Here is a 24908-nt window from a genome sequence, read left to right on the forward strand (position 1 = left end):
ATGACCACGACGGATGGGAAACCGGCAGAGGTTTCGGAGAAGCAGGCGCGGCAGGTGGCCGAGGCCGCCCGCGAATCCGAGTGGCGCAAGCCCAGTTTCGGTAAGGAACTGTTTCTCGGCCGCTTCCAGCTGGACCTGATCGATCCGTGGCCGGCCGCGCCGGACCGGCCCGACGCCGACGAATTCCTCCGTAAACTCGACGCCTACGTCCGCCACGACATGGACGGCGGGCAGATCGAACGGGACGCGCGCATTCCCGACGAGGTGTTCCAGGAATTGGGGCGGCTGGGCGCGTTCGGCATGAAGATCGACAAGGATTACGGCGGGCTCGGGCTGTCCAACCTGCATTACTGCAAAGCGCTGACCCTGGTCGGTTCGGTGAACGGGGCGACCGCCGCGCTGCTGTCCGCGCACCAGTCGATCGGCGTGCCGCAGCCGCTGAAACTGTTCGGCTCGGCCGCGCAGAAGAAGGCGTTCCTGCCCCGGCTGGCGGCGGGCGAGGTGTCGGCGTTCCTGCTCACCGAGCCGGATGTCGGCTCCGACCCGGCCCGGCTGGGCACCACCGCCACCCCGGTGGACGGCGGCTTCCGGCTCAACGGGGTGAAATTGTGGGCCACCAACGGCACGGTCGCGACCCTGCTGGTGGTGATGGCCCGCGTGCCGGAGAAGGGCATCACCGCTTTCGTCGTGGAGGGCGATGCGCCGGGGATCACCGTCGAACGCCGCAACGCGTTCCTCGGATTGCGCGGCCTGGAGAACAGCGTCACCCGGTTCCACGACGTGTTCGTGCCGGAGGAGAACGTGATCGGCGGCCTCGGCAAGGGACTGCGGATCGCCCTGACCACGCTGAACACCGGGCGGCTGTCGCTTCCGGCGATGTGTGTCGGCGCCGGGAAACGGGCGCTGGCGATCAGCCGGGAATGGTCCGCGGACCGGGTGCAGTGGGGCCGGGCCGTCGGCACCCACGAGGCGGTGGCGAAGAAGATCGCGTTCATCGCGGCAACGACGTACGCCATGGAATCGATGTTGGATCTCTGCTGTCTGATCGCCGACGACGCGCGCAACGACATCCGGATCGAGGCAGCGCTGGTCAAACTGTTCGCCAGCGAGATGGCCTGGCAGATCGCCGACGAGCTCATCCAGATTCGCGGCGGGCGCGGTTACGAGACGGGCGATTCGCTGCGGGCCCGCGGCGAGCGCGGCGCGGAAGCCGAGCAGATCCTGCGTGATCTGCGGATCAACCGCATCTTCGAGGGTTCGACCGAAATCATGCACCTGCTGATCGCGCGGGAGGCGGTCGACGCGCACCTGTCGGTCGCCGGGGACATCATCGACCCGGACGCCGGCCTGACCCGCAAGGCCCGCGCCGGGGCGCGCGCCGGCAGGTTCTACGCCCGGTGGCTGCCGACTCTGGCGGTCGGCCGGGGGCAGAATCCGATGGAGTACGCGGATTACGGCCCGCTCGCCGCGCACCTGAGATACGTGGAGCGGGCATCGCGCAAACTCGCCCGGTCCACGTTCTACGCAATGTCCCGGTGGCAGGGGAAACTGGAGCGTAAACAGGGCTTCCTGGGCCGGATCGTGGACATCGGCGCCGAATTGTTCGCGATGTCGGCGACCTGCGTGCGGGCCCACGCGGAAAAGGACCGGCAGCCGGCCGGGCTGGAATTGGCCGACCTCTTCTGCCGGCAGGCGCGGCTGCGCGCCGAGGCGCTGTTCGCCGCTTTGTGGGACAACACCGACACGCTGGACGTGAAGGCCGCCCGGCGGGTGCTCGACGGACGCTACGCGTTCCTGGAGGAGGGTGTGGTCAACCCGGCCTCGGACGCGGCCTGGGTCGCTCCGTGGCAGCCCGGCGCCGCCACCGTCGATGACGTGCGACGCCGGATCCCGCCCGCGACCTCAGGTAATGTTCAGGAGGCATAGCGCGCAGCGGAACGGGGAGTCGGCCGGGGTGGGAAAGTCGGAACAGTCTGCGTCCTACACCCGGCGGCTCCGCCCACCCGGCCGCCAGCATGCCCGCCCGCCCGGCACGTGGGGTCTCTGGACGCCGCCGGTGGACCGCTCCGGTCGTACCGTCAAGGTCGCCCTCGACGCGGAACGCGTTGAACTGAAGGTGGTCGCCACCGAGCGCGCCTGCCGCAGGCTGGACCTGGAACGCCACGCCGGCCAGACCCGCCGGGTCTACTTCCTGGACACGCCCGACCTGGCCCTCGACCGGCACGGCCTGATCGTCCGGATCCGCGACCTCGGCGGCCGGCCGGACGACGCGGTGGTCAAACTGCGCCCGATGGGCGCGCACACGCTGCCGAAATGGCTGCGCCGCACCAACCGTCTCGAGGTCGAGATCGACGCGATGCCGGGTCGGCGGGTCTGCTCCGGCTCGCTCAAGGTCCGGCTGGGCCGCGACGTGGTCAGCCGCACCGTCGCCGCCGGGCGTCCCCTGGCCAAGCTGCTGGCGCAGCCGCAGCGGCGGCTGCTGTCGGCCTGCGGGCCGGACGGGGTGTCCCTCGGCGACCTGGTCGTCCTCGGTCCGGTCGAGGTCCGCAAGCAGAAGTTCCAGCCGGCCGGTTTCGACCGTCAACTGTGCGCGGAGCGGTGGGCCTTCCCGGACGGCTCCACGATTTTGGAGCTGTCCACGCGCTGCCCGGTCGGCAAGGCGCCCGAGGTGGCGGCCCGGCTCACCGACGTCCTCGCGGCGCACGGCATCACCCCGGTCGAGCCGCAGCACACCAAGAGCGACCTGACGCTGCGCTATTTCAGCTGCCTGTAGGGCAGGGCGCGGACGCCACCGGTTGATCCGGGAGGCCGCACCGGCCGGCGCCGCGGTCTCGCCGATTCGCCAGCGGCCGCCGGCTTCGAGGGACATACTGTCGGGATGGATTTCGACGGTAGAGCCACCTCCCGGATGACGGCTGGCCTTCCCCAGACCCTGCACAGCGGGCTGACGCCGTTGGGCGAGATCGAGCAGGCGACGAAGATCGCCGCCGGGTTGAAGGTGCCGAGGCACGGCTGGCGCAAGGCGGTGGTCACCATCGGCGTCGGGCTACTCGCGCTGGCGGCCGCGGCCATCCTGGTCGGCTTGCTGCTGGCCGACGCGCAGCATTGAGCCCGCCCGGCGGCGCCCGCTCACCAAGCTCGTGACGCGACCCGCCGGTCAGCACTCCTGGTGCGACCACCGGGCGGTGAAGGTGGTGATCGCCGCTACCGCGGCAGGTGCCAGCGGCCCGTCCACGGCAGCGCCCGGGGTGTGCAGCTCATGATCCACGGAGGGGAGGGTAACCAGGCCCGGCCCGGTGCTGCCGATCTTGTGCAGGGTGGCGACCAGGGCACCGGTGGACTCGCACGGCACGTTCACGTCGTCGGTGCCACAGGTGATCAGGGTGCGCAGGTGGTGCGGCAGGTCGCCGGCGACCTGGGCGGGATCGATGGCGTCTATGGACCGCATGTACCGCTCGACATACCCGGTCACGAACAGTTTCAGTTCAGCGGCCAGGCCGGGATCCAGGCCGCCGAAGTCGACGGGCCGGCCGGCCCGAAACTGGGAGATGACGCGAGCGACCCCGGCCTTGTCCTGCCTCGCCTGCTCGGGCGTGATCTCGCCGGCGGCGCGAGCCTGGTCGATCCTCCACCACTGCTGACCGCGTACCCGGTCGAGGAAGCGTTGGTCCAGCGGCTCCAGTAAGGCCAGACCGCTCGGCCGCGGACGCACCGTTGCGGCGAGCAGGAGCGCCGACAGGCCGCCTTCGCTGTGACCGAACAGCAGCATCGCATGCCGGTCCGCCTCCGGCTGACCGTGCAACAGTGCGTACGCGGCCGCGGCCTGGCGGAGCTGCGCCGGGTAGTCGAGCTCTCCGAGACGGCCGGTGAAGGCGCCCAGACCGGTCTGCCCGGTCCCGTACTTGTCGAACCGCAACGACATGACGCCCTGGGTGTCCAGCACATCCGCGATCCGGGTCAGGGTGTGCACGGGGAAAGCCGGCAGCTGGTCACCGTTACGGTCCGTCGGTCCGCTGCCGGGCAGCAGCAGGGCGGCCGGCAGGCGTTTCCCGGCATGGTGCGCCGGAACGTGCACGGTGCCGTAGGTCGTGGTGCCGTCGACGACGAACGTCACCTGCCGGTCGGTGGCCGGCACCAGCGGGTCCGCGGCCGCCGCCCGGGTCGGCGCCGACACGATGGCACTGACGATGGCGGCGGCGATCAGGCCGGCAGCCGTCGTCGGGTGTCGCCGGTGCATCCTCATGCCCTGAAAGATAGGAGGGTTCAGCCCCGGAAGTGGGCTAACGGCTGATTCCGGACCCTGCTTCGGTCCCTTCGTCGTGGTGCCCGGCCAGGCGATGAAGGCGGAGAGCCCGGTCGGGCCGACATCAGCCCGGATGACCAGCGCCGCTGCTGAGCAACCCGTCCAGCCGGCCGGCGAGCCCGGCGGGAAGTCATCCTGCCCCGGGGGTACGACACCTCCGCGGGACCGAGAGACCGGCGCCGCCGGCCCGGTGATCCCCGTCGTCGGCGAGTGAACGGAACGGCAGCAGCACGCCGCTCGCCAGGCAGGCCAGCCCGGCGAGGAACAGCGTGGTCCGCACACCGACGAGTGCGGCCAGCCCACCGCCGGCCAGGACGCACAGCGGCTGCACGGTCTTGGCGCTGACCCCCCATGCCGTCCGTACCCGCGTCATGTACGCGTCGGCGGTCACGTTCATCCGATAGGTGGCGAACACCGGATTGAAGACTCCCGCGCAGGTGAGCGTCAGCGTGTCGGCGACCATGACGATCGCGAGACCGGCGGTCCCGTGCCGCGCGAGCGGATACAGCAGCATCCACGGGGTGCGCAGCACCCCGGCGGCGAGCAACACCCGCCGCTGCCCGAATCGGCGCACCAGCACCGGTGCCAGCCGGGATCCGACGATCCCGCCGACGCACGGCACCCCCAGGGCCAGCCCGTAGGCCGGCGGCGGCAGCCCGAGCCCGTCGACGATCAGCACCGCGAGCAGCGGCCCGGCCATGACGACCGGGCCGCCGAAGAGCATCGCGTTGCCGAACAGGGCCCGCAGTCCGCGATGGGTGAGGATGTATCGCCACCCCGCCCGGATCCCGGAGTCCGTCGAGCGTGCCGGTGGCGGCGGTGAAGGCGATCGTCGCGGCCGTCGTGAGGACGCCGACCGCCACCAGCTGCGGGTAGGTGAGCAGGTGCGCCGCGTCGGCGATCGGCACGCTGGCGAGCGCGACGAGCCGGACCACGTCCGCCCCGATCATGACGGGTCGTTTGCGCCGGTACTCGATGCGGGCGCCGAGCGGCAGCATGATCGCCGCCGCGGTGAGGCTCGCGAGCCCGGCCAGCAGTGACACCCGCAGCGGTGACGCGTGCAGGACGAGCATGGCGACGACGGGCAGTGCCCCGGCGCCGATCCCGCTGCCCGCCGAACTCACCGCGTATCCGATGAGGAGGCCGCGGAGGTCCGGGTCACGCACTGGGCGACGCTACCACCGGCTGCCGGACCCCCGTACCGTGCTGCCGGCCGGCACCCCCGGGGAGGCCGGCGCCGGCGCCTCCTCGAAACCGCGATCGTGGCTCAGCGAACTGCGGGCGGTCTCCTTGGCGGCGAGGACCGCGATCACGGTGAGCACCGAGGCGACGGTCATGTAGACGGCCACCGCCGTGGTGTTCGGGTGGTGCACGTCGCCGAGGAGGGTGAGGGCGATGATCGGGGCCAGCGCGCCGGCCAGGATGGAGGCGAGCTGGTAGCCGACGGACGCGCCGGTGTAGCGGACCGACGTGCCGAACAGCTCGGCGAAGAAGGCGGCCTGCGGGGCGTACATCAGGCTGTGCAGGATCAGGCCGACCAGGATCGCCAGCACGATCCGCGGTTCGCTGCGGCTGCCGACCAGCCCGAAGAAGACGTACGACCAGATCGCCATGCCGATCGCGCCGGCCAGGTAGAGCGGGCGGCGCCCGATCCGGTCGGAGAGCGCGCCGAGCAGCGGCACCAGCACGAACTGGACGGCCGAGCCGATCAGCAGCGCGGTGAGGATCTTGCCCTTGTCCGCGGAGGTCCCGGCGAACGTGGTCAGGTAGGTGATCGAGATGACGGTGACCAGGTAGTACCCGATGTTCTCGGCGAGCCGCATGCCCATCGCGAGCAGGATCTCCCGCGGGTATCTCCGGACCACTTCGAGCAGCGGCCGGTGTGGTCGGTCCGCCCGGGCGGCGAGCGCCTCCCGGAAGACCGGGGACTCCTCGATGCTCAGCCGCACCCACAGGCCGACCAGTACGAGCACCGCGCTGAGCAGGAACGGGATGCGCCAGCCCCAGCTCTTGAAGGCCTCGTCGGACTGGACCAGGGCGAGCAGCCACAGCACGCCGGTGGCGAGCAGGTTGCCGAGCGCCACACCGGCCTGTGGCCACGAGGACCAGAAGCCGCGGCGGGCGTCGTCGCCGTGTTCGGCGGCCATCAGCACCGCGCCGCCCCATTCGCCGCCGACCGCGAAACCCTGCGCGAGCCGGCAGATGAGCAGCAGGATCGGGGCGCCGACGCCGATGCGAGGGTAAGTGGGCAACAGACCGATCGCGACGGTGGCGGCGCCCATCAGCATCAGCGAGACGATCAGCATCCTCTTGCGGCCGACCCGGTCGCCGAAGTGTCCGAAGACGACCCCGCCGAGCGGGCGGGCCGCGAAGCCCAGGGCGTAGGTGCCGAAGGCGAGCAGGGTGCCGGTGACCGGGTCGGATTTGGGGAAGAACAGGGTGCCGAAGACCAGGGCGGCGGCGGATCCGTAGAGGAAGAAGTCGTACCACTCCACGGCCGTGCCGACCAGCGAAGCGAAGACGACCTTGACGATCGGGGCACGTGTGGTGGTCGACATGTGCATCCTTTCCCAGCGCGAGGGTGTGTGACGTAGGTAACGGGACGCTACGTCCTCGCACGTCACCGAGCCCATGGCAGCGATCCACACATCCACCTGCGGCTAGGTGTGGTCGACCGCCAGCGGCGCGCGCAGGCGATGCAGACGAAGAGCCAATTGCAGATCGAGTACGCGGCGGGGATGCTGCCAGTCGTCGCCGAGCAGCTGCGCCACCCGGTCCAGCCGCTGCGTGACCGTGTTGACGTGCACGTGCAGCGCGTCGGCCGCCCGGGCCAGCCCGCCACCGCAGTCGAAGTAGACCTCCAGCGTGGTGGTCAGCGCGGTGCCGCGGCGCTCGTCGTACTCGACGACGGGGCCGAGCACCGTGTGCACGAAGCCGGTCACGTCGCGGCGCTCGCCGAGTAGCAGACCGACGTACCCCAGCTCCTCGGTGCCCGCGCCGGTCCCGGACCGGCCGAGGGTGATCAGCGCGCTCAGGCATTGATCGGCCTCGCGGTACGCGGGCGCCACCGCCGTGGCGCCGCGGACCGGGCCGGCCCCGCCCGCGGTGACCGGCCGCCCCAGCGCCCGGCTCAGCTCGCGGGCCACCTGCCGGGCGGTGCCGGCCGGATCCTCCCCCGGCAGCATCAGCGTCACCCGGGCGTCACGGCTCATCGCGAGCCCGCGCCGCCCCGCGGCGAAGGTGCGCGCCCAGGAGACCGCGCGCTGCCGCAGCCCGTCGCCGGTGTCCTCGCCGGCCACCACCACCACGTACGGCGCGTCGACGTCGAGCCCGAGCCGTCCGGCTCGGTCGCGCACCGCGTCCGGGTCGCGCACCGGCCGGCTGATCAGGTCGTCCAGCAGGTCGCCGCGGACCTGCGCCTCGGCCTCCGCGACGGTCCGGCGAAACAGCAGCAGCAGCGCGGTGACCTGCGCGGCGCGTTCCAGGATCCGCTGGTCGGCGGCGGCGAGCGGGCCCGGGTCGGGGCGGAAGACCAGGGCGCCCAGGTTGTCGGCGCCGGCCACGACCGCCGCGATGACCAGATCATGGCGGCGTACGCTGCGGCCCTCCCCGCGCGACGCCGCCACCGCCTCGTCCACCGTGCTCCCGTCCGGCTCGGGCAGGGTCGCCGCGACCCCCCGGGTGCGCGCGGTGGCCAGCGTGCGGCCGTGCGCGTCGATCACCAGCAGCGCGCCGCTGAGTACGTCGACCAGGTCGGCGGCCACGTCGTCGACCCCGCCGCCGCGCAGCACCAGGGCGGTCATCCGGTCGTGCGCGGCGGCCGCCCGTTCCACCGACGCGCTGTGCGCCTGGATGGTGGCGTTGGCCGCGGACAGTTCGGCCAACGCGGTCTGCGTCTCGCTGAGCAGCCGGGCGGTGTCCAGCGCCACCGAGGCGTGCGCGGCCAGCGAGAGCAGCAGCGCGACCTCCTCGCGGGCGAACGGCCGCTCCGCCCGGTTGGCGGCGAACAGCACGCCGATCACCGTGGAGCCCAGCCGCATCGGCACGCCGAGGATGGCGACCAGGCCCTCGTCGCCGACCCCCATGTCGATGTCGGTGGTGTGCGCGAACCGGGCGTCGGTCGGGTAGTTCGCCGTCGCGTACGGGGTGCCGGTCAGCGCGACCAGCCCGCCCAGGCCGGCGCCGGGCGGCAGCCGGAGGTTCTGGAAGCTGGCGGCGACCGACCCGTCGGTGATCCGCATGTACGTGTCGCCGCGCTCTTGGTCGTTGAGCGTCATGTAGGACACGTCGACGTTCAGCAGGGTGCGGGCCCGGTGCACGATGGCCCGCAACACCGCGTCGACGTCGCGCAGCCCGGCCAGGTCGCCGGCCGTGTCGTACAGCGCGGACAGCTCCTCCTCGCGCCGGCGGCGGCGTTCGAGCAGTGCCCGCACCCGCAGCGCGAGCAGTTTCGCCTGCTCCAGGTCGTCGAGCTCGGCGGCGGGGGCACCGGCGGCCCGGGCGGCGATCAGCGGCCGCTCGAACTCGACGAGGGCGGCCTCGCGGGCGAGCAGATCCAGATATGCAAGTCCCCGCGACATGTGCGCCACCCTATGGCCCGGGTGGTGACCTGTCACATGGGTGTTCTTCCCATGCCGCGAGCGCCGCGGGTGGAGGTCCGACACATCGGTCGGAGTTTTCCTCACGCCACCCCGGGCGAGGCCGATGGTGACTTCCGGACCCGCCCTGCGAGAAGAACGGCACGCCCGATGCGCCTGAAGTCCCGCTCCACCCGCGCGGCGCGGCTGCTCGTCGCCGCCGCGGGGCTGTGGTTGCTCGCCGGTGTGGTGTTCGGGGTCGCCGGGGTCTGCATGCCGGTGCCGGTCTGGGGGCTGTGGCCGATCGGGGTCGCCTCGGTGGCCACCCAGGTCGTCGCCGCGCTGCTCGCCGCGGCCACCGGGGTCGGGGCGTGCCGCCTCTTCTGGCGCCGGCTGTCGATCGCGTTCACCCTGCTCGGGCTGGCTGTCATCAGCCAGACCCGCGACGCGGTGCAGCACCCCGGGCAGGTGATCGCGATGGGTCCGCTGACCGGGGCGCTGTACTCCGCCGCGGTGTGTCTCGCCGTGGTCGCCCTGGTCCGGCTGCCCGGCCCGGTCCGTAGCCGGCGCGCGTCGGTCGCCGTCTGGCTGGACATCGCGATCGTCTCGGCCGCCGCCGGGATGATCGTGGTGCAGGGCCTGATCGTTCTGCCGTCCCCGGTGCCGGACGGGCCGCTGGCCACCACGCTGCGGGTGATCGTGGCCGCGGTGGCCAGCGCCGCGGTGCTGGCCATCGTCAAAGCCGGGCTGACCGGCGCCGGCGCGGTGCCCCGGGCGGCACTCTGGTTCCTCACCCCGGCCGGCCTGCTCGGGCCGGTCTCGCTGGTGCTCGCCGCCGCGTTCCGGTCCTGGCCGCACCTGAACAGCACGGTCGCCGCGGTGCTGCCGCTGGGCGTGCTGATCACCCTGTCCGCCGCGGCACAGACCCGGGCCAACCTGACGTGCTCCGACACCCCCGACACCTGGGAGGCGCCGGGCGAGGTCGCCCGCCGCGCCGGGATCAGCCGGGTCCCGTACGTTGCGGTCGGCGCCACCGTGATCATGCTGCTCGCGGTGACGCTGCGCACCGGCTACCTGCCGGCCGGGCTGGCCGCCGGCGCGGTGGTGCTGATCGTGCTGGTCCTCGTCCGTCAGCACGCGGCGCTGCGCGACAACAGTGTGCTCGCCGTCCGGCTGGCCGACCAGGCCAGGCTCGACGACCTCACCGGACTGCCGAACCGCCGGGCGTTCGTCGACGCCCTGCAGGGGCGCACCGGCGACACCACCGTCGCGGTCTGCGACCTGGACGCCTTCGCCGCCCTCAACGACCGGCTCGGTGACGCCACCGGCGACGCGATCCTGCGGCAGGCCGCCGAGCGGATCACCCTGACCGTGGGCGGTACGGCGCTGGTCGCCCGGCTGCTCGGCGACGAGTTCGGGGTGCTGCTGCCGGCCGGCCACCCGCTCGCGGACGGCGACGACCTGGCCACCGCGCTGCTGCACGCCTTCCAGGCGCCGCTGCACGACCTGCTGGTCACGGTGACCGTCGGGTCGGCCGGCGGCCGCGGTGCCGCCGTCCCCGACCTGCTGCGCCGGGCCGAGCTCGCCCTGCAGGCCGCGCAGCGGGTCGGCGCCAACCGGCACCAGCACCACACGCCCGACCTGGACGCCTCCGCCCAGCACCACGCCGACCTGGCCGCCGCGCTGCGTCGCGGCCTGGAACGCGGCGAGTTCCGGCTGGTCTACCAGCCGATCGTGGAGTTGCCGCTGGGCACCCTGCGGGCGGTCGAGGCGCTGGTCCGCTGGCACCCGGACGGCGGCAAGCCGGTGTCGCCGGCCGAGTTCATCCCGGTCGCCGAGCAGACCGGCATGATCGTCGAACTCGGCGCCTGGATCCTCGACACGGCCTGCGCCGACGCGGCCGTCTGGCAGCGCCGGTACGGCGCCGCCGCACCGCGGATCAGCGTCAACGTCTCCGCCCGCCAGCTGCTGGACCCGGAACTGCCGGCCCTGGTCGCCGCCGTGCTCGACCGGCACGGCCTCGCTCCGGACCAGGTCACCTGCGAGATCACCGAGACCGCGGTGTTCGCCGGCGGCCCGGCCCTGCACACCGTCACCGCGCTGCGCGGCCTGGGCGTCGGCATCGCCCTGGACGACTTCGGCACCGGGCACTCGTCGCTGACCCTGCTGCGCACCTGCCCGGTGACCACCCTCAAGGTCGACAAGTCGTTCATCGACGAGCTCAACGGCAGCCCGCAGCAGGAGGCGATCGCCGCGTCGCTGAGCGGCATCGCGACCACCCTCGGGCTGGGCGCGGTGGCCGAGGGCGTGGAGACGCAGGAGCAGGCCGACCGGCTGCTCGACCTCGGCTACCGCTACGCGCAGGGCTTCCACTTCGCCCGGCCGGCGCCGGCCGCCGACATCGACGCGTCCCTGCTGGCGGCCGTAGGCTGAGCGGTGTGCGCACGCTGATCGTCCGGGGCGGCTGGGCGGGCCACGAGCCGGCCGCCACCACCGACTCGTTCCTGGATCTCCTGCACGACCACGGCTGTGACGTACGCGTCGCCGACACCCTGGACGCTTATCGCGACCCGGTCGCCTACGACCTGATCGTCCAGTGCTGGACCGGCGCCCGGTTCACCGCCGAGCAGGAGGCCGCGCCGCACGATCACCGGCCGCGGGATCCGGTGGGCGGGTGGCAGAGCCGGCGACCGTGATCGAGACGCTTGAGCTCATCGGGGCGCTGTCCCCGCGCGGCCACGGGTCCCGGCCCGGGGCTCAGACGCGGCGGCGCAGGACCTTGATGCTGCGGCCGGGCAGGTCGACGCCCTCGGCGGCCGTCAGCGTCTCGTCGTGGTCCGCGGCCGGGTCGGCGGTGTCGACCTCGACGGCCCACTCCTTGCCGAACCCGGGGTCGGGGGCGGTGAAGCGCAGCGGTTCGTGGTGGGCGTTGAACATCAGCAGGAACGAGTCGTCCACGATCCGTTCGCCGCGCCGGCCCTGCTCGGTGATCGCGTCGCCGTTGAGGAACACCGTGACGGTCCGGGCGTGGCCGGCCTCCCAGTGCTCGTCGGCCATCTCGGTACCGTCGGGGGTGAACCAGGCGATGTCCGGCAGCGCCTCGCCGGCCTCGTGCACCGGGGCGCCGCGCAGGAACCGGCGGCGGCGGAAGACCGGGTGCCGGCGTTGCAGCATGATCAGCCGGCGGGTGAAGGTCAGCAGGGACGCGTTCGACTCGGCCAGCGACCAGTCGACCCAGGAGATCTCGTTGTCCTGGCAGTAGGCGTTGTTGTTGCCGCCCTGGGTGCGGCCGAACTCGTCGCCGGCCAGCAGCATCGGCACCCCCTGCGACAGCATCAGGGTGACCAGCAGGTTGCGCTGCTGGCGTGCCCGCAGGGCCACCACGTCCGGGTCGTCGGCCGGTCCTTCGACGCCGCAGTTCCAGGACCGGTTGTGGCTCTCGCCGTCGTTGTTGTCCTCGCCGTTGGCCTCGTTGTGCTTGTCGTTGTACGACACCAGGTCGTGCAGCGTGAACCCGTCGTGCGCGGTGATGAAGTTGATCGACGCGACCGGCCGGCGGCCGTCGTCCTGGTACAGGTCGGCCGACCCGGTCAGCCGGGAGGTGAAGTCCGCCAGGGTGGCCGGTTCGCCGCGCCAGAAGTCGCGGACCGTGTCCCGGAACTTGCCGTTCCATTCGGTCCAGGCAGGTGGGAAGTTGCCCACCTGGTAGCCGCCGTCGCCGATGTCCCAGGGTTCGGCGATCAGCTTCACCTGGGAGACGACCGGGTCCTGCTGGATCAGGTCGAAGAACGCCGACAGTTTGTCGACCTCGTGGAACTGCCGGGCCAGCGTGGCGGCCAGGTCGAAGCGGAAGCCGTCGACGTGCATCTCGGTCACCCAGTACCGCAGCGAGTCCATGATCAGCTGCAGCGTGTGCGGGTTGCGCATCAGCAGGCTGTTGCCGGTGCCCGTGGTGTCCATGTAATAGCGCGGATCGTCGTCGACGAGCCGGTAGTAGGCGCCGTTGTCCAGGCCGCGGAAGCTCAGCGTCGGGCCCATGTGGTTGCCCTCGGCGGTGTGGTTGTAGACCACGTCGAGGATCACCTCGATGCCGGCCGCGTGCAGCTCGCGCACCATCGCCCGGAACTCCTGGACCTGCTCGCCGCGCTGGCCCCAGGCGGCGTACGCGTTGTGCGGAGCGAAGAAGCCGATGCTGTTGTAGCCCCAGTAGTTGCTCAGGCCCCGCTCGGCCAGGTGGTGGTCCTGCACGAACTGGTGCACCGGCATCAGCTCGACCGCGGTGACGCCCAGCCGGGTCAGGTGTTCGATCACCGCCGGGTGGCCGAGCCCGGCGTAGGTGCCGCGCAGGTGTTCGGGTACCCCCGGATGCAGCCGGGTGAGTCCCTTGACGTGCGCCTCGTAGATCACCGTCTGGTGGTACGGGATGCGCGGCGGCCGGTCGTTGCGCCAGTCGAAGTACGGGTTGACCACCACCGCCTTCATCATGTGCCGGCCGCTGTCGAGGTCGTTGCGCGCCTCGGGATCGTCGAAGCGGTATCCGAACAGTGACTCGTCCCAGTCGATGTCCGAGTCGATGGCCTTGGCGTACGGGTCGAGCAGCAGCTTCGCCGGGTTGCAGCGCAGCCCCGCGGCCGGGTCGTACGGGCCGTGCACCCGGTATCCGTACCGCGTGCCGGCGGCGACGCCGGGCAGGTACCCGTGCCAGACGAAGCCGTCCACCGAGCACAGCCGGTGCCGTGTCTCGGTGCCGGCGTCGTCGAACAGGCAGAGCTCCACCCCGTCGGCGACCTCACTGAACACCGCGAAGTTGGTGCCCGTCCCGTCGTAGGAGGCGCCCAGCGGATAGCTGTTGCCCGGCCAGATCTCTTGCACCACGTGACGCCCCCGTCGACGCCGGACGCCGCCTGGACGCCCGGACCACTCCCCCGATGCAGCGCCCGGCGCTGCGGAGAGGGGAGATACCCGGTGCGATATGTCCGAAACGAGGGAAATGCGAGCCCGGGACCCCGCGGGGTCCCGGGCAGCCCGGTCAGCGCTCGGCGCGGCGGGACAGCAGCAGGCCGAGAGCGATCATGCCGACCCCGAGGCCGAGGTGCAGCCAGTCGTCGGCGTTGTTGAGCGGCACGACGTTGGCCGCGGCGTCGTCGCCGACGACCAGCCCGTACACCCAGAGGACCAGGTAGATCGCGCCGCCGCCGATCAGGAACCGGCGCGCGCCGGGGACGGTGCGGGCCAGCGCCAGACCGGCCAGCCCGAACAGCAGGTGGACGATGTTGTGCAGGACCGACACCTGGAAGACGCCGAGCAGGTGCGCGTCCGAGTGGTGCCCGGCGAACGTCATGTCGCCGTAGTCGGTGGTGACGCCCGGGACGAAGCCGAGCACGCCGACGAGCAGAAAGACGACGGAGACGACGAGGGCCGCGGTACGAAGCGGACTGCGGGCCGCCAGGGCATCGCCGGCGCCGCTGCGGTGGGTGACCATGGGAGATCCTTCCGGAAGGGGACGGCCCGCATGCCCGACGCGGATCCCGGTAAACCCGCCGATCGAACTCCGTCGCTACCGCCCGCAACCTCGGGGAGCGCTCCTGCCCCTGGCGGACGCCCGCCTGGCGCACGTCTCGGTGCGGACCCTGACCGGTGCCTTCGTGGCGGCGACCGGGGTGACACCGCTGCAGTACCAACAGGATCTACGGATGGGGCACGCCGAGCTGCCGCTGGCCACCACGGACCGGGCGGTGGAGCAGGTGGCGCGGGACTGCGGATATGCGGATCCGCGGCATTTTCGGCGGCTTTTCACCCATCGGTACGGGGTGTCGCCGCGGGCGTTCCGGGCGGCGGTGGCATGATGCGGCGCCTGCTGCGGATCGTGCTCGCTCTGGTCGCCCTCTCCGGCGGCCTCATCGCGATCCCGGACTACGCCGTGGCCACGGCTCCGGAGCCACAGATCGTGGTCGTCCCGGCGTTCACCGATCCCGCCGCGGCGGCGGAGGCCCCCCTGCGGGAGCTGGTGAACCGCGTACACCGTCGTGGTGGTCTGGTCATGAGCGTCTGCTCCGGCGCCAAGGTCCTGGCCGCGACCGGCCTCCTCGACGGCCGCCGGGCCACATCCTTCTGGGCCGACCTGCCCGGCCTGCGCCACGACCACCCGGCCACCACCTGGCTCGCCGGCACCCGCTGGGTCGAGGACGGCAGCGTGCTGACCACGGCCGGCGTCAGCTCCGGCATCCTCGGCGCCCTGCACCTGGTCGACCGGTACGCCGGTCCCGCCGAGGCTGCCCGGATCACCGCCCGCCTCCACTACCCGGACGCCCCGGTTCCCGGACGCCACCTCTCGCTCGCCGACTACCCGTACGGCCTGCACGCGGTGCTGCCCTGGTTCCAGCCCACCTACGGCCTGGGCCTCACCGACGGCGTGCCCGAAACAGACACCGCCGCGGCGGCCGAGCTGTACGGCGGCGTCGGCTTCACCGCCCGCGTCGTCCCGGTCGGCGACCACCGCATCGTCACCACCGCACACGGCCTGCGGCTGGTCGCCACCCCGATCGGCGACGCGCCCCACCTGGACCGGCTGATCGTGCCGGGCGTGACCGCGACGACGCTGACCGGCGCCCCCACCTTCCTGCCGCGGACCGCGGCCCGGCCCGGCGACTCGGCGTTCGACCCGGTCCTGCGCGACATCGCCCGCACCGACGGCCGGGCGACCGCCGTCACGGCCGCCAAGTACATCGAATACCCGGTGCCCGACCTGCCCGCCTCCGGCCGCCCGTGGCGGCTCATCCTGCTCACGTTCGCGCTGGTCACCGTCGTGATCGCGATTGCGGCCGGTCGATGGCGCATAAAGCGGGCGACGCAGGGCATCCGGGCCGCATGACTTTCGCAGTGGTGACCGGAGCGTCCAGTGGAATCGGCTACGAACTGGCCCGGCAACTCGCCGAACACGGCTACGACCTGCTGATCATCGCCGAGGATGAGGGCATCGAGGAGGCCGCGGCCGACCTGCGCCGGGACGGGCGTAACCAGGTCACCGCGGTCCGCGCCGACCTTGCCGACCGGGCCGGCGTGGCGCAGGCGTGGGCGGCGGTCGAGGCGACCGGCCGGGACGTCGAGGTGCTGGCCCTCAACGCCGGCCGGGGCATCGGCGGAGAGTTCGTCGGCGGCACCGAGCTGGCCGATGAGCTGAACGTGATCGACGTGAACGTCACCTCCACCGTGCACCTGGCCAAACTGGCACTGCCCGGGATGGTCGCCCGCGGCTCCGGCCGGGTGCTGTTCACCTCGTCGATCGCGTCCATGATGCCGGGCACCTACCAGGCGGTGTACAACGCGTCGAAGTCGTTCGTGCAGTCGTTCGCCGAGGCGGTGCGCGCCGAACTCAAGGACACCGGGGTGACGGTCACCGCGCTGATGCCCGGGCCGACCGAGACAAACTTCTTCCACCGGGCCGAGATGGACGACACCCGGGTCGGATCCAGCCCGAAGGACGACCCGGCACAGGTCGCCGAACAGGGCATCCGGGCGCTGCTGGAGGGTCGGGAGAAGGTGAACGCCGGCTCGCTGAAGACCCGGGCGCAGGCGGTGGCCAGCAAGGTGATGCCGGACAGCGCCAAGGCCGAGATGCACCGGCGGATGGCCGAGCCGGGCTCCGGATCGTGACCGCACTGCTGGAACTCGGGCAGGCGCTGAAAGCGGCCGGCTACGAGTTCACCACGGTCACGCCGGCCACCCACGCGCGGGTCAACGCGCGGCCGGCCAACGCGGAGGCGCACGACCTGCGGGACGTGTTCGGCTGGAGCCGGCCGTTCCGGCCCGCGGTGCTGCCGGCCGGCCTGCTGGAGCTGCTGCGGGCGGCCGACGCCGTCGAGGCGGATGGGGAACTGCTGCGCAGCCGGGTGCGGTTCTCGACGTACGACGGCGATCTGTTCCTGCACTCCGCCTTTCCGACCGACGCGGCGGACTCGGTGTTCTTCGGCCCGGACACCTACCGCATGGCGGACGCCGTCGCCGCCCACCTGGAAAGCCGGGCGGAACCGGTGGCCAGGGCGGTGGACATCGGTTGCGGCACCGGCGCGGGCGCGATCACGATCGCGAAGCGGGCGCCCGGGGCCGAGGTCCTGGCGGTCGACATCAACGACACGGCGCTGCGGTACGCGCAGATCAACGCCCGCCTCGCCGGCACCCCCGGGGTCACGCCGCGGCGCAGCGACCTGCTCGACCACGTCGACGGCGACCTCGACCTGATCGTGTCGAACCCGCCGTTCATGGTCGACCCGGCCGGGCGCACCTACCGCGACGGTGGTGGCGCCGACGGCAACGACCTGAGCCTGCGGATCGTCGACGCGGCCGCCAAACGGCTCGCCCCGGGCGGCGCGCTGGTGCTGTTCAGCGGCACCGGGATCGTCGGCGGCCGGGACCCGCTGCACACCGCCGCCGCCGAACGGCTGTCCGGAACCGACCTGACCTGGACGTACCGGGAGGTCGATCCGGACGTGTACGGCGAGGAGCTGGACGGCCCGGCCTACGCGCACGCCGAACGGATCGCGGTGGTGCTGCTGACCGCCACCCGCCCATGGTGAGGACGGTCGGGGTCGAGGAGGAGTTCCTCCTGCTCGACCCGGCCACCGGGGTCAACCTGCCGGTGGCCGGTCGGGTGGTGGCCGCGCTGCCGGAGTCGCTGCGTCGGCGCAGCCGCCGCGAATTCCGGCCCAGCATGCTGGAGATGGTCTCGGACGTCTGCGTCGAGGCCGACGACCTGGCCCGGCAACTGGCCCAGAACCGGGGCGCGGCCGGCGCGGCGGCCGCCACCGCGGGGGTCCTGCTGGTCGCGGTCGGCGCCAGCCCGGTCGCCGAGCCGGACCGGGAACCGGACGACGACCCGCGGTTCCGGGCGATCACCGACTTCTACGGCCCGGTCGCCCGGGACCCGGCGCTGTGCGGCTGCCACGTGCACGTCGGCGTCGACGATCCGGAGCACGCCGTCGAGGTGTGCAACCGACTGCGCCCCGACCTGCCGCTGATCCAGGCCCTGTCGGCGAACTCGCCGCTCTGTGAGGGAGCCGACACCGGGTACGCCAGCTGGCGCAGCGTCCAGTTGCGGCGCTGGCCGGCACTCGGCCCGTGGCCGCACGCGGGGTCGGTAGCGGAGGTCGAGGAGACGGTGGCGGCGCTGGTCGCGGCCGGCGAGATGATGGACGCCAGCATGGAGCTGTGGTGGGCACGGCCGTCCCGGACGTTTCCGACGGTCGAGGTGCGGGTGGCGGACGTGGGCCCGGCACCGGCCGACGCGGTGCTGCTCGCCATGCTGGTCCGCGGGCTGGTGGAGACGTCCACCGAGGGGCCGATGGTCAGCGATCTGCTGCTGACCGCGGCGCACGGGAACGCGGCGCGCAGCGGGATGGGAGGCACGCTGCTCTGTCTGCGCACCGGGCGGGCGCGCCCGGCGTGGGACCTGGTGGGCGAGATGGTGGACCGGATCGCGCCGGCCCTGCGCAAGGCGGGGGATCTCGACGCGGTCGTCGCCGGGCTGGACCGGATCCGGCGTGAGGGGACCGGGGCGGACCGGCAACGGCGTCTGCTCGCGGCACCGGGCACGACGATCCCGGCGATGCTGCGGGCGTTCAGCGTGTCGCCCGGAGACCGTCCGGCGACGGCCTGACCGGCCGGGTCAGGCTGCCGCGGCCCTCGCCCTGAGGGTCGTCGTCGAGCTGTGGGAGTTCACTCGCGCAGCGAGGTGTGGCCCGCCGCCCAGGCGTCGAGCACCGCGGTGGCCCAGAGGTTGTCGACGGCCAGCGCGCAGCGGGCGCCCCACAGCACCTGCCCGGCCAGCTCCGGCTCGGCCAGGGCGAACGTGCCGCACATGTCGTGGGCGGCGATCTGCTCGTGCACCGCGTCCGCTTCCACGTGCTCGTCGTAGAAGGCGGTCGCGGCCGGGTCGCCGCCCAGCCGGCGCAGGCCGTTGCCGTACGACCGGTTCGGCAGCGACGAGGTCATCTCGTAGGCGGCCAGGTGGCCGAGGACCGCGCCGCGGCGGGCCCGGTGCAGGCCGAAATACGACATCAGATTGTTCACCGCGAGCGTCGCGGCCGGCACCGCGTCCAGGTAGGCGTGGTAGCCCAGGTCCAGGCCGAACCAGCTCATCGTCTGCTTGAACAGCTCCTGGTGCATCCGGCCGGTGACGCCGCCGCCGTACTCGTCGAGCTGGATCTCGATCAGCGCCGCCTTGGCCCGGCCGCCCAGCCGCGGGATCGCCCAGCTGTGCGGGTCCGCCTCCCGCAGGTGGTAGATCGAGCGGTGCACGACGAACTCGCGGAACTGCTCGCGGGTGGCCCGGCCGCGCAGATAGCCGGAGAGCGACGGGCCGTCGTCGGCCGCGACGATCGCCGCCAGCTGCGCCGGAACCGTCGACGGGTCGGCCGGTTCCGGGGCGCCGACCAGGGCGTGCAGGGTGTCCGCGTAGCGGCTCTCCAGATCGGTGCGCAGCCGGAGCAGGTCCGGGTCGTGCTCCCAGGCGTCGTCGACGCCGTCCCAGCCGCGGTAGGCGAGCTCGTAGCAGACGAACAGCGACAGCTGCAGGTCCTCGTCGCTGTCCGGTTCGGCGGTCAGGTCCCGGGTGACGCCGCCGAGGGTGTCGATCAGGGCGCTGGACAGGGATCCGCGTGGGGACGGCAGTTTCATGGGCGCTCGAATTCCCGTTTGCGGCGGGCCGAAACGGGGATCACGCACGCCATGACATCGACCATCACCCCGTACGAGGACGGCCCGCTGATCGTGCGCGGCGACTTCGAGCTGCGCACCCCGGACGGCGACGTGATCGACCCGGCGCGCGCCACGATCGCGCTGTGCCGGTGCGGCAAGTCGGCGGACAAGCCGTTCTGCGACGGCACCCACAAGACGTTCCGGTTCCGGGCCGGAACCGGACGCGACAACGACCCGCCGGCGCTGCTGACCCAGGGCGGCCAGCCGGCTCCAGAAGGGCGCTAGGGCGGCCGCTCCCCCGGTCAGCATGCTGACCGCGACCCGCTCGTCGCTGTCGTGCCAGCGGTCCTCGGGCAGCCCGGTACCGAAGAACAGCAACGGGGCACCGAGCCGACCGGCGAGCAGGTCGGCCGGGCCGCTGCCGGCGTTGCCAGTCGGTCAGCTCCCGGACCAGCTCGCCGGTGTGCGCGGTGATGAACTCGTGAACGCTGTCAGCCATCCGGCGCGGTCACCCGCGACACGGCGCTTCATTCCGGCGGCTCCATCCCCTGACGACGGGCTTCGCTGCGCCGGAAGTGCCAGCTCGCGGCACTCAACCCGATCACCACGGCGCCGGTGATCAGATCGTTCCAGGTCGCCGTCGTCGAACCGGTGTACCCCCGCACGAACGGCGAGACCATCACCCAGACCGCGACCAGCCCGGTCACCGCATTGACCCAGTCGGTGCCGAACGGATCCACGGCGCGCACATAGGCCAGGACGACCAGGGCAAGGCCCGACAGGACATCACTCCAACCGGCGTACGCCACCACCGCCGCCTGATGGTCGAAAAGCAGCGGCGCGGCGGTCAGCCAGACCCCGGCCAGCACCATCAGCTCGCTGGGGGTGTGCAGGAACTCGGAGATCAACCGTTTGCTGTCGCGGGCCGGATGCCAGTGCCGCAGGGGTGGGCTCAGATGCATGGGGTCGAGGATCCCACGCCCCACCGGCCCGCCAGGCCGTTTCGCCGGACGCGGAGGCCGCGGCCCGGCGTCCGGCGGGCCGCGGCCGGGTGAGCGATCTCGGCCGCGTGGCGTGCCGGCGGCTAATTCGTCAGGGACAGGGCCCGGCTCGGGCAGATGTCGACGGCTGTCCGTGCCCGCTCGACGGCCTCGTCGTCCGCCGGGGTGTCCCGCAGGACGACGACGGTGCCGTCCTGCTCGCTCTGGTCGAAGGCGTCGGGGTCGGTCAGGACGCACTGGCCCGCTCCGACGCAGCGGTCGAGGTCCGCCACGATCGTGGTCATGCGTCCTCCCAGGTCACCGGCACCTCGTGGATGCCGTAGATGAAGGCGTCGTCCTTGTAGGGCAGCCGGTCGGCGGGTTGGGCGAGCCGCAGCGTCGGGATCCGGCGCAGGAGGGTGTCGAAGACGATCTGCAACTCCATGCGAGCCAGGTTCTGGCCCAGGCACTGGTGGATGCCGAAGCCGAAGGCGACGTGGTTGCGGGCGCCCCGGTCGAGCTTGATCTCTTCGGCCTCGTCGAAGGCCGAGGGATCGTGGTTGGCGGCGTTGCTCAGGGCCAGGACGGGGTCGCCGGCCCGGATGGTCACGCCGCCGATCGGTACGTCCTCGACCGCGACGCGGGAGTTGGCGAACTCGGCGATGGTGTAGACCCGCAGCAACTCCTCGATCGCGGGGAGCGTACGCGCCGGGTCCTCGCGCAGTGCCGCCAGGTCCGCCGGGCGCTCCAGCAGTGTCACCACGCCGAGCGAGATCATGTTGGCGGTGGTCTCGTGGCCGGCGATCAGCAGCAGGAAGGCCAGCGACAGCACGTCCTCGGGGTCGTTGCCCTGGGCGAGCTGACGGCCCAGCAGGTCGTCGGGCGGGTCGGCGGCCTTCTCGGCGATCAGGTCTTTGAGATAGTCGCGCAGCTCCGTGGCCGCCTGCCGCCGGTACTCGGCCGTGACGGCGCGGCTCAGCAGGGCCGAACTGTGGCTCTGGAAGAACTCGTGGTCACGGTACGGAACGCCGAGCTGCTCGCAGATGACCAGCGACGGCACCGGCAGAGCGAGGGCCGGTACGAGGTCGGCGGGACGCGGACCCGCCAGCATGGCGTCGATGTGGTCGTCGACGATCTGCTGGATGCGGGGGCGCAGGGCGGCCATGCGACGCACGGTGAACTCGCCGACCACGGCCTTGCGGGCGGGACCGTGCTGGGGCGGGTCCAGCTGGATGATCGATGGGCGCATGAGGTCGAAGCCGGGTTGCTCGCGGGTGAACCGGGGGAAGTTCGGATGCTGACGGTCCGAGCTGAACCGCGGATCGGTGAGCATGGCGCGGATGTGTTCGAGCCGGCTCAGCGCCCAGGCGACCTGGCCGCTGGGCAGAGTGAGTCGGGAGATTCCGGATCCGGTGTCCCGGATGCGGGTGTGCTCGTCCGGGGGCGCATACGGGCAGCGTCGGGTGGTCTGCAGGGCGGGAGCAGTCACCGAGAACCTCCATCGGTCACAGTCGACCTTAAGCGGAATAAAATCCTCCGTTTCCTGGCCGAGAATAGCTCCGAATCCGGACATTCGTCCAGAGTCGGCTTCGAGGTCGTCAGGAATCCAGGTGGAGGTCGGTCACGCTGATCGGGTCGCCGGGAAGCACGCTCTGCCCGCCGGAGTGCAGGCCGTCCAGGATGAGCGTCATGCAGCGCCGCATCAGCAGGTCGGACATCTCCGCGGACCGGCTCGGTGGCGGTTTGAGCAGGAGAGACACCACCGCGAACACGTCACCGGCGCCGACGTCGGAGCGCATCGAGCCCTCGGCCTGGGCCCGCTCGACCAGGTGCTCCACCACGCCGAGCACCGCGGCGCGGGTGTGCCGGAAGTCGGGTGCCTCTCGCAGGGCCTGCCGCGTGTGCTCGTCCATCATGGTGACGTGTGTGCTGAACCGCAGGTCGACGGCCCGGCGGACGATCCGCGTGAGGGCGTCCCAGGCGGTCGGCTCCTCCTCGATCGCGGCGTGGGCGTCGGCCAGGACCGCCGCGAGGCTCTCCAGGGCCACGGCGCGCAGCAGAGCCCCCCGGTCAGGGAAGCGGCGGTAGAGTGTGCCGACGCCGACCCCGGCCCGCCGGGCGATCTCGTCCATCGGCGCCCCCGGGCCGATCTCGGCGAACACGACGCGGGCCACGGCGACGATCTGGTCGCGGTTGCGCTGGGCGTCGGCCCGCAGTCGTGTTGTCTCGGCCCTCATCGAATCCTCCCGCGTTCCCGGCAGATTAGCCGGGCGCGGTCGTGCCGGCCACCGGCTGCCCGTCCGCAGCCGGCGGCATTCGGGCAGGATTGTTGCCCACCCCATCACCGTCACCGGCGGCCTACCGGTCCCCAGCGCCGGCATCATGTCGTCCTCTCGATGCCCAGGCGGTCACCATCGGTGTCCCGAGGGCGATGCGCGTACTCGGATCTACCGATGAAGGGTGTTCGACGATTACATCGATCACGCCTGGACGTTGCAGGAAATCCAACCAGGTGTCTCGGTGGACGGGCCGCATTTCTTCGACTTCAAGGCCTGTCTCACCAAAGGCATCATGGTTGGGGAACGGCGAAGTGACGGGATGCGCCCGCCCGGGGTCACTGTTCTGCCGCCGACTTGTGCGGACGGGGTGCGAGCCGGCACCGGTGCCGCATGGTGCAGCAGCGCTTCCGGCAGCCTCCATACGGCTTTCACGCCAGGGTGGAGCCGGTTCCCGTCCGTGCTGCAATTTGCTACGATCCTTGGCCGGAGTTCTGCGGCAGGGAAGGACGCCTGTGGATGCCCGCATCGCGATCAATGGCTCGGATAACGACCGAATTGCCCTCTGGGACTGGCTGCTCAATGAACGTGAACTGCGCGGCAGGGTGAGGCGGGAAGCCATTTCCCGAGTGGGCGAGATGGGCGGCCAAATTGAATACGTGGTCAGCGCCGCTGTCAGCGCCGGCGCCGTGTGGGCCACCCTGGCCAGGACACTCTCCGTCTGGCTCCTGCAGCGACGCTCCGATGTGACGATCACGATAACCGGTCCGGGTGGCCGCAAGATACAGGTCAACGCGAAGCGCACCAAGGACCCGGAGGCACTTGTCCGCCAAGTGCTCGACGCGAGCGCGGAATCGCAGTGATCCGTCTACCGGATCCCCAGCGCTCCTATGCCGTCCTGGTCGGCGTCTGGTCCTACGACGCGGATGAGATCCTCGACCTACCCGCGGTGGAGAACAACCTTTCTGCGCTGCGAAGGGTTTTGACCGATCCCGACCGGACGGGGCTGCCCGCGGAACACTGCATCACCGTCCGTAACCCGCGCGACGCGCGCGGAGTTTTCCGGAAACTGCGGCAATACGCCGCCCGCGCCGAAGACACCCTGCTGTTCTACTTCGCGGGCCACGGCTTCACCGGCGACCGTAACGAGCTTTACCTGAGTCTGAGCGAAACACATCCAGACGAGTTGCCGGTGAGCGCTATCGCCTACGACGTGGTCCGCCAACTGGTCAGGGAAAGCCCAGCCCGCAACCGGGTCGTCGTGCTCGACACCTGCTTCTCCGGGCTCGCCGTGCAGGACATGGCGGGCAACCCGGCAGCGACGGTCCTCGGCCAGGTCGGCATCGAAGGCACCTACATTCTCACCTCCACCGAACGAAATGCCCCGGCGCTCGCCCCGCCCGGTGCGCGATACACGGCCTTCACAGGTGAACTGTTGCGGCTGCTCGTCAACGGCGTGCCGGAGGCCCCCCGCCTACTCACGTTCGCCGAAATCTTTCGGCACCTGCTGACAGCCATGCTGGCCCGGGGGCTTCCGGTCCCGGGCCAGCGGGGAACCGGCACCATCGACCAGCTTGCGCTGACCCAGAATGCATGGCAGGACCGCGCTGCCGGCCCGGCCATCGGCTCGAGGCCGGCCCATCCGTACAAGACAGGCGCAGGCGGACTGCGAATCCGCCGGGCAGTATTCGACGGCATCGTGGCGCATTGCCTGGCGGTTCATCCCATCACAGCGTGCGGCCTGGTCGCGGGCCCGATCGGTTCGAACCGGCCGGAACGTTTCATTCCGATGTGGAACGCCGCCGCATCGATGACATTCTACGAGTTCGATCCGCACCAGCAGCTTGCCGTCTGGCGAGAGATGGATGCCAACGATGAGGAGCCGGTAGCGATCTACTACTCTCACACCGCTACGGAAGCCTTCCCATCACGAACCACTGTCGCGTTCGCCGGCGAGAAGAACGCGCACTACATTATCGTGTCGACCCGCGATCCCGACGCCGTCCAATTCCGATCGTTTTTGATCCGGGACGGTGAGGTAACCGAGGAGCCTGTCGAGGTGATCTAATCTCGGCACTCC

General features: G+C 71.7%; 25 protein-coding genes and 1 pseudogene. 15 read left to right on the forward strand and 11 right to left on the reverse strand.

Features of this window, described 5'->3' with window-relative positions; translation table 11 throughout:
* From ACSP50_RS22835 to ACSP50_RS22845, 3 genes are all read left to right on the forward strand, one after another.
* Entirely contained in the window at positions 1-1926 is a 1926-nt protein-coding gene (locus ACSP50_RS22835) for an acyl-CoA dehydrogenase family protein (protein WP_014691641.1), read from the forward strand.
* A 28-nt stretch (positions 1927-1954) separates the two neighbouring features.
* Complete coding sequence (locus ACSP50_RS22840) at positions 1955-2773, forward strand: hypothetical protein (RefSeq protein WP_014691642.1); 819 nt, start codon at positions 1955-1957, stop codon at positions 2771-2773.
* Positions 2774-2878: 105 nt separating this feature from the next.
* Entirely contained in the window at positions 2879-3109 is a 231-nt protein-coding gene (locus ACSP50_RS22845; protein ID WP_014691643.1) for a hypothetical protein, read from the forward strand.
* A gap of 48 nt (positions 3110-3157) precedes the next feature.
* Here ACSP50_RS22845 and ACSP50_RS22850 read toward each other — a convergent pair whose 3' ends face one another.
* Positions 3158-4243 (reverse strand): alpha/beta fold hydrolase, encoded by a 1086-nt coding sequence (locus ACSP50_RS22850; protein WP_197688079.1) that lies wholly within the window; start codon positions 4241-4243, stop codon positions 3158-3160.
* 190 nt (positions 4244-4433) lie between these two features.
* Positions 4434-5090: an MFS transporter gene (locus ACSP50_RS22855; protein WP_231957049.1), complete on the reverse strand. Its 657-nt coding sequence runs from the start codon at positions 5088-5090 to the stop codon at positions 4434-4436.
* Between ACSP50_RS22855 and ACSP50_RS44115 the strand changes: the two genes are divergently transcribed.
* Complete coding sequence (locus tag ACSP50_RS44115) at positions 5002-5343, forward strand: hypothetical protein (RefSeq protein WP_231956692.1); 342 nt, start codon at positions 5002-5004, stop codon at positions 5341-5343. The genes ACSP50_RS22855 and ACSP50_RS44115 overlap by 89 nt on opposite strands.
* A gap of 135 nt (positions 5344-5478) precedes the next feature.
* Here ACSP50_RS44115 and ACSP50_RS22860 read toward each other — a convergent pair whose 3' ends face one another.
* The gene (locus tag ACSP50_RS22860; protein ID WP_014691646.1) at positions 5479-6861 is read right to left on the reverse strand and encodes an MFS transporter; all 1383 of its coding nucleotides are present in this window, start codon (positions 6859-6861) and stop codon (positions 5479-5481) included.
* A gap of 102 nt (positions 6862-6963) precedes the next feature.
* Positions 6964-8883 (reverse strand): helix-turn-helix domain-containing protein, encoded by a 1920-nt coding sequence (locus ACSP50_RS22865; protein WP_014691647.1) that lies wholly within the window; start codon positions 8881-8883, stop codon positions 6964-6966.
* Between the two features lie 168 nt (positions 8884-9051).
* On the opposite strand from ACSP50_RS22865, the gene ACSP50_RS22870 reads away from it, so the two are divergent.
* Together ACSP50_RS22870 and ACSP50_RS22875 are read left to right on the forward strand one after the other, a co-directional pair.
* Positions 9052-11313 (forward strand): bifunctional diguanylate cyclase/phosphodiesterase, encoded by a 2262-nt coding sequence (locus tag ACSP50_RS22870; RefSeq protein WP_014691648.1) that lies wholly within the window; start codon positions 9052-9054, stop codon positions 11311-11313.
* A 5-nt stretch (positions 11314-11318) separates the two neighbouring features.
* Complete coding sequence (locus tag ACSP50_RS22875; protein ID WP_014691649.1) at positions 11319-11576, forward strand: hypothetical protein; 258 nt, start codon at positions 11319-11321, stop codon at positions 11574-11576.
* Positions 11577-11637: 61 nt separating this feature from the next.
* Here the strand turns inward: ACSP50_RS22875 and glgX are convergent, their stop codons facing one another.
* Positions 11638-13755, reverse strand: coding sequence for a glycogen debranching protein GlgX (glgX, locus tag ACSP50_RS22880; RefSeq protein ID WP_014691650.1), 2118 nt, complete (start codon positions 13753-13755; stop codon positions 11638-11640).
* 154 nt (positions 13756-13909) lie between these two features.
* Complete coding sequence (locus tag ACSP50_RS22885) at positions 13910-14362, reverse strand: DUF4383 domain-containing protein (protein WP_014691651.1); 453 nt, start codon at positions 14360-14362, stop codon at positions 13910-13912.
* A gap of 139 nt (positions 14363-14501) precedes the next feature.
* Here ACSP50_RS22885 and ACSP50_RS43490 point away from each other — a divergent pair, with 139 nt between their 5' ends.
* The 5 genes from ACSP50_RS43490 to ACSP50_RS22910 are packed head-to-tail and all read left to right on the forward strand — an operon-like array spanning position 14502 to position 18532.
* On the forward strand, positions 14502-14726 hold the full coding sequence (locus ACSP50_RS43490; protein ID WP_014691652.1) for a helix-turn-helix domain-containing protein: 225 nt from the start codon (positions 14502-14504) through the stop codon (positions 14724-14726).
* The gene (locus tag ACSP50_RS22895; RefSeq protein ID WP_172898789.1) at positions 14726-15751 is read left to right on the forward strand and encodes a DJ-1/PfpI family protein; all 1026 of its coding nucleotides are present in this window, start codon (positions 14726-14728) and stop codon (positions 15749-15751) included. Before ACSP50_RS43490 ends, ACSP50_RS22895 begins: the two co-directional genes overlap by 1 nt.
* Entirely contained in the window at positions 15748-16533 is a 786-nt protein-coding gene (locus ACSP50_RS22900) for an SDR family oxidoreductase (RefSeq protein ID WP_014691654.1), read from the forward strand. Before ACSP50_RS22895 ends, ACSP50_RS22900 begins: the two co-directional genes overlap by 4 nt.
* The gene (locus ACSP50_RS22905) at positions 16530-17453 is read left to right on the forward strand and encodes a class I SAM-dependent methyltransferase (RefSeq protein WP_014691655.1); all 924 of its coding nucleotides are present in this window, start codon (positions 16530-16532) and stop codon (positions 17451-17453) included. The genes ACSP50_RS22900 and ACSP50_RS22905 overlap by 4 nt, the downstream gene beginning before the upstream one ends.
* The gene (locus ACSP50_RS22910) at positions 17447-18532 is read left to right on the forward strand and encodes a glutamate--cysteine ligase (protein ID WP_014691656.1); all 1086 of its coding nucleotides are present in this window, start codon (positions 17447-17449) and stop codon (positions 18530-18532) included. Before ACSP50_RS22905 ends, ACSP50_RS22910 begins: the two co-directional genes overlap by 7 nt.
* A gap of 59 nt (positions 18533-18591) precedes the next feature.
* On the opposite strand, the gene ACSP50_RS22915 is transcribed toward ACSP50_RS22910, so the two are convergent.
* Positions 18592-19551: an iron-containing redox enzyme family protein gene (locus ACSP50_RS22915; RefSeq protein ID WP_014691657.1), complete on the reverse strand. Its 960-nt coding sequence runs from the start codon at positions 19549-19551 to the stop codon at positions 18592-18594.
* A 51-nt stretch (positions 19552-19602) separates the two neighbouring features.
* On the opposite strand from ACSP50_RS22915, the gene ACSP50_RS22920 reads away from it, so the two are divergent.
* Complete coding sequence (locus ACSP50_RS22920; protein WP_014691658.1) at positions 19603-19857, forward strand: CDGSH iron-sulfur domain-containing protein; 255 nt, start codon at positions 19603-19605, stop codon at positions 19855-19857.
* A gap of 242 nt (positions 19858-20099) precedes the next feature.
* Here ACSP50_RS22920 and ACSP50_RS22925 read toward each other — a convergent pair whose 3' ends face one another.
* The 4 genes from ACSP50_RS22925 to ACSP50_RS22940 form a co-directional block, all read right to left on the reverse strand.
* A complete protein-coding gene (locus ACSP50_RS22925; protein WP_043511991.1) occupies positions 20100-20534 on the reverse strand; it encodes an SPW repeat protein in 435 nt (144 codons plus the stop codon).
* A 122-nt stretch (positions 20535-20656) separates the two neighbouring features.
* Positions 20657-20857, reverse strand: a complete 201-nt coding sequence (locus ACSP50_RS22930; RefSeq protein WP_014691660.1) for a ferredoxin — start codon at positions 20855-20857, stop codon at positions 20657-20659.
* The gene (locus tag ACSP50_RS22935; RefSeq protein WP_014691661.1) at positions 20854-22041 is read right to left on the reverse strand and encodes a cytochrome P450; all 1188 of its coding nucleotides are present in this window, start codon (positions 22039-22041) and stop codon (positions 20854-20856) included. Before ACSP50_RS22935 ends, ACSP50_RS22930 begins: the two co-directional genes overlap by 4 nt.
* 109 nt (positions 22042-22150) lie before the next feature.
* Positions 22151-22789: a TetR/AcrR family transcriptional regulator gene (locus ACSP50_RS22940; RefSeq protein WP_014691662.1), complete on the reverse strand. Its 639-nt coding sequence runs from the start codon at positions 22787-22789 to the stop codon at positions 22151-22153.
* A 554-nt stretch (positions 22790-23343) separates the two neighbouring features.
* On the opposite strand from ACSP50_RS22940, the gene ACSP50_RS42155 reads away from it, so the two are divergent.
* The 3 genes and pseudogenes from ACSP50_RS42155 (at position 23344) to ACSP50_RS44125 (ending at position 24896) form a co-directional block, all read left to right on the forward strand.
* Positions 23344-23691: a hypothetical protein gene (locus tag ACSP50_RS42155; RefSeq protein ID WP_014691663.1), complete on the forward strand. Its 348-nt coding sequence runs from the start codon at positions 23344-23346 to the stop codon at positions 23689-23691.
* A pseudogene (locus ACSP50_RS44120) lies at positions 23688-24227 on the forward strand (caspase domain-containing protein); the annotation flags it as partial. The gene ACSP50_RS42155 and the pseudogene ACSP50_RS44120, both read left to right, overlap by 4 nt.
* A 267-nt stretch (positions 24228-24494) precedes the next feature.
* Positions 24495-24896 carry a Mov34/MPN/PAD-1 family protein gene (locus ACSP50_RS44125; protein ID WP_043515136.1) on the forward strand — a complete coding sequence of 134 codons (402 nt, stop codon included), beginning with the start codon at positions 24495-24497 and terminating at the stop codon, positions 24894-24896.
* Positions 24897-24908 lie beyond the last annotated feature (12 nt).

It is taken from the genome of Actinoplanes sp. SE50/110, from assembly GCF_900119315.1.
Classification (GTDB): Bacteria; Actinomycetota; Actinomycetes; order Mycobacteriales; family Micromonosporaceae; genus Actinoplanes.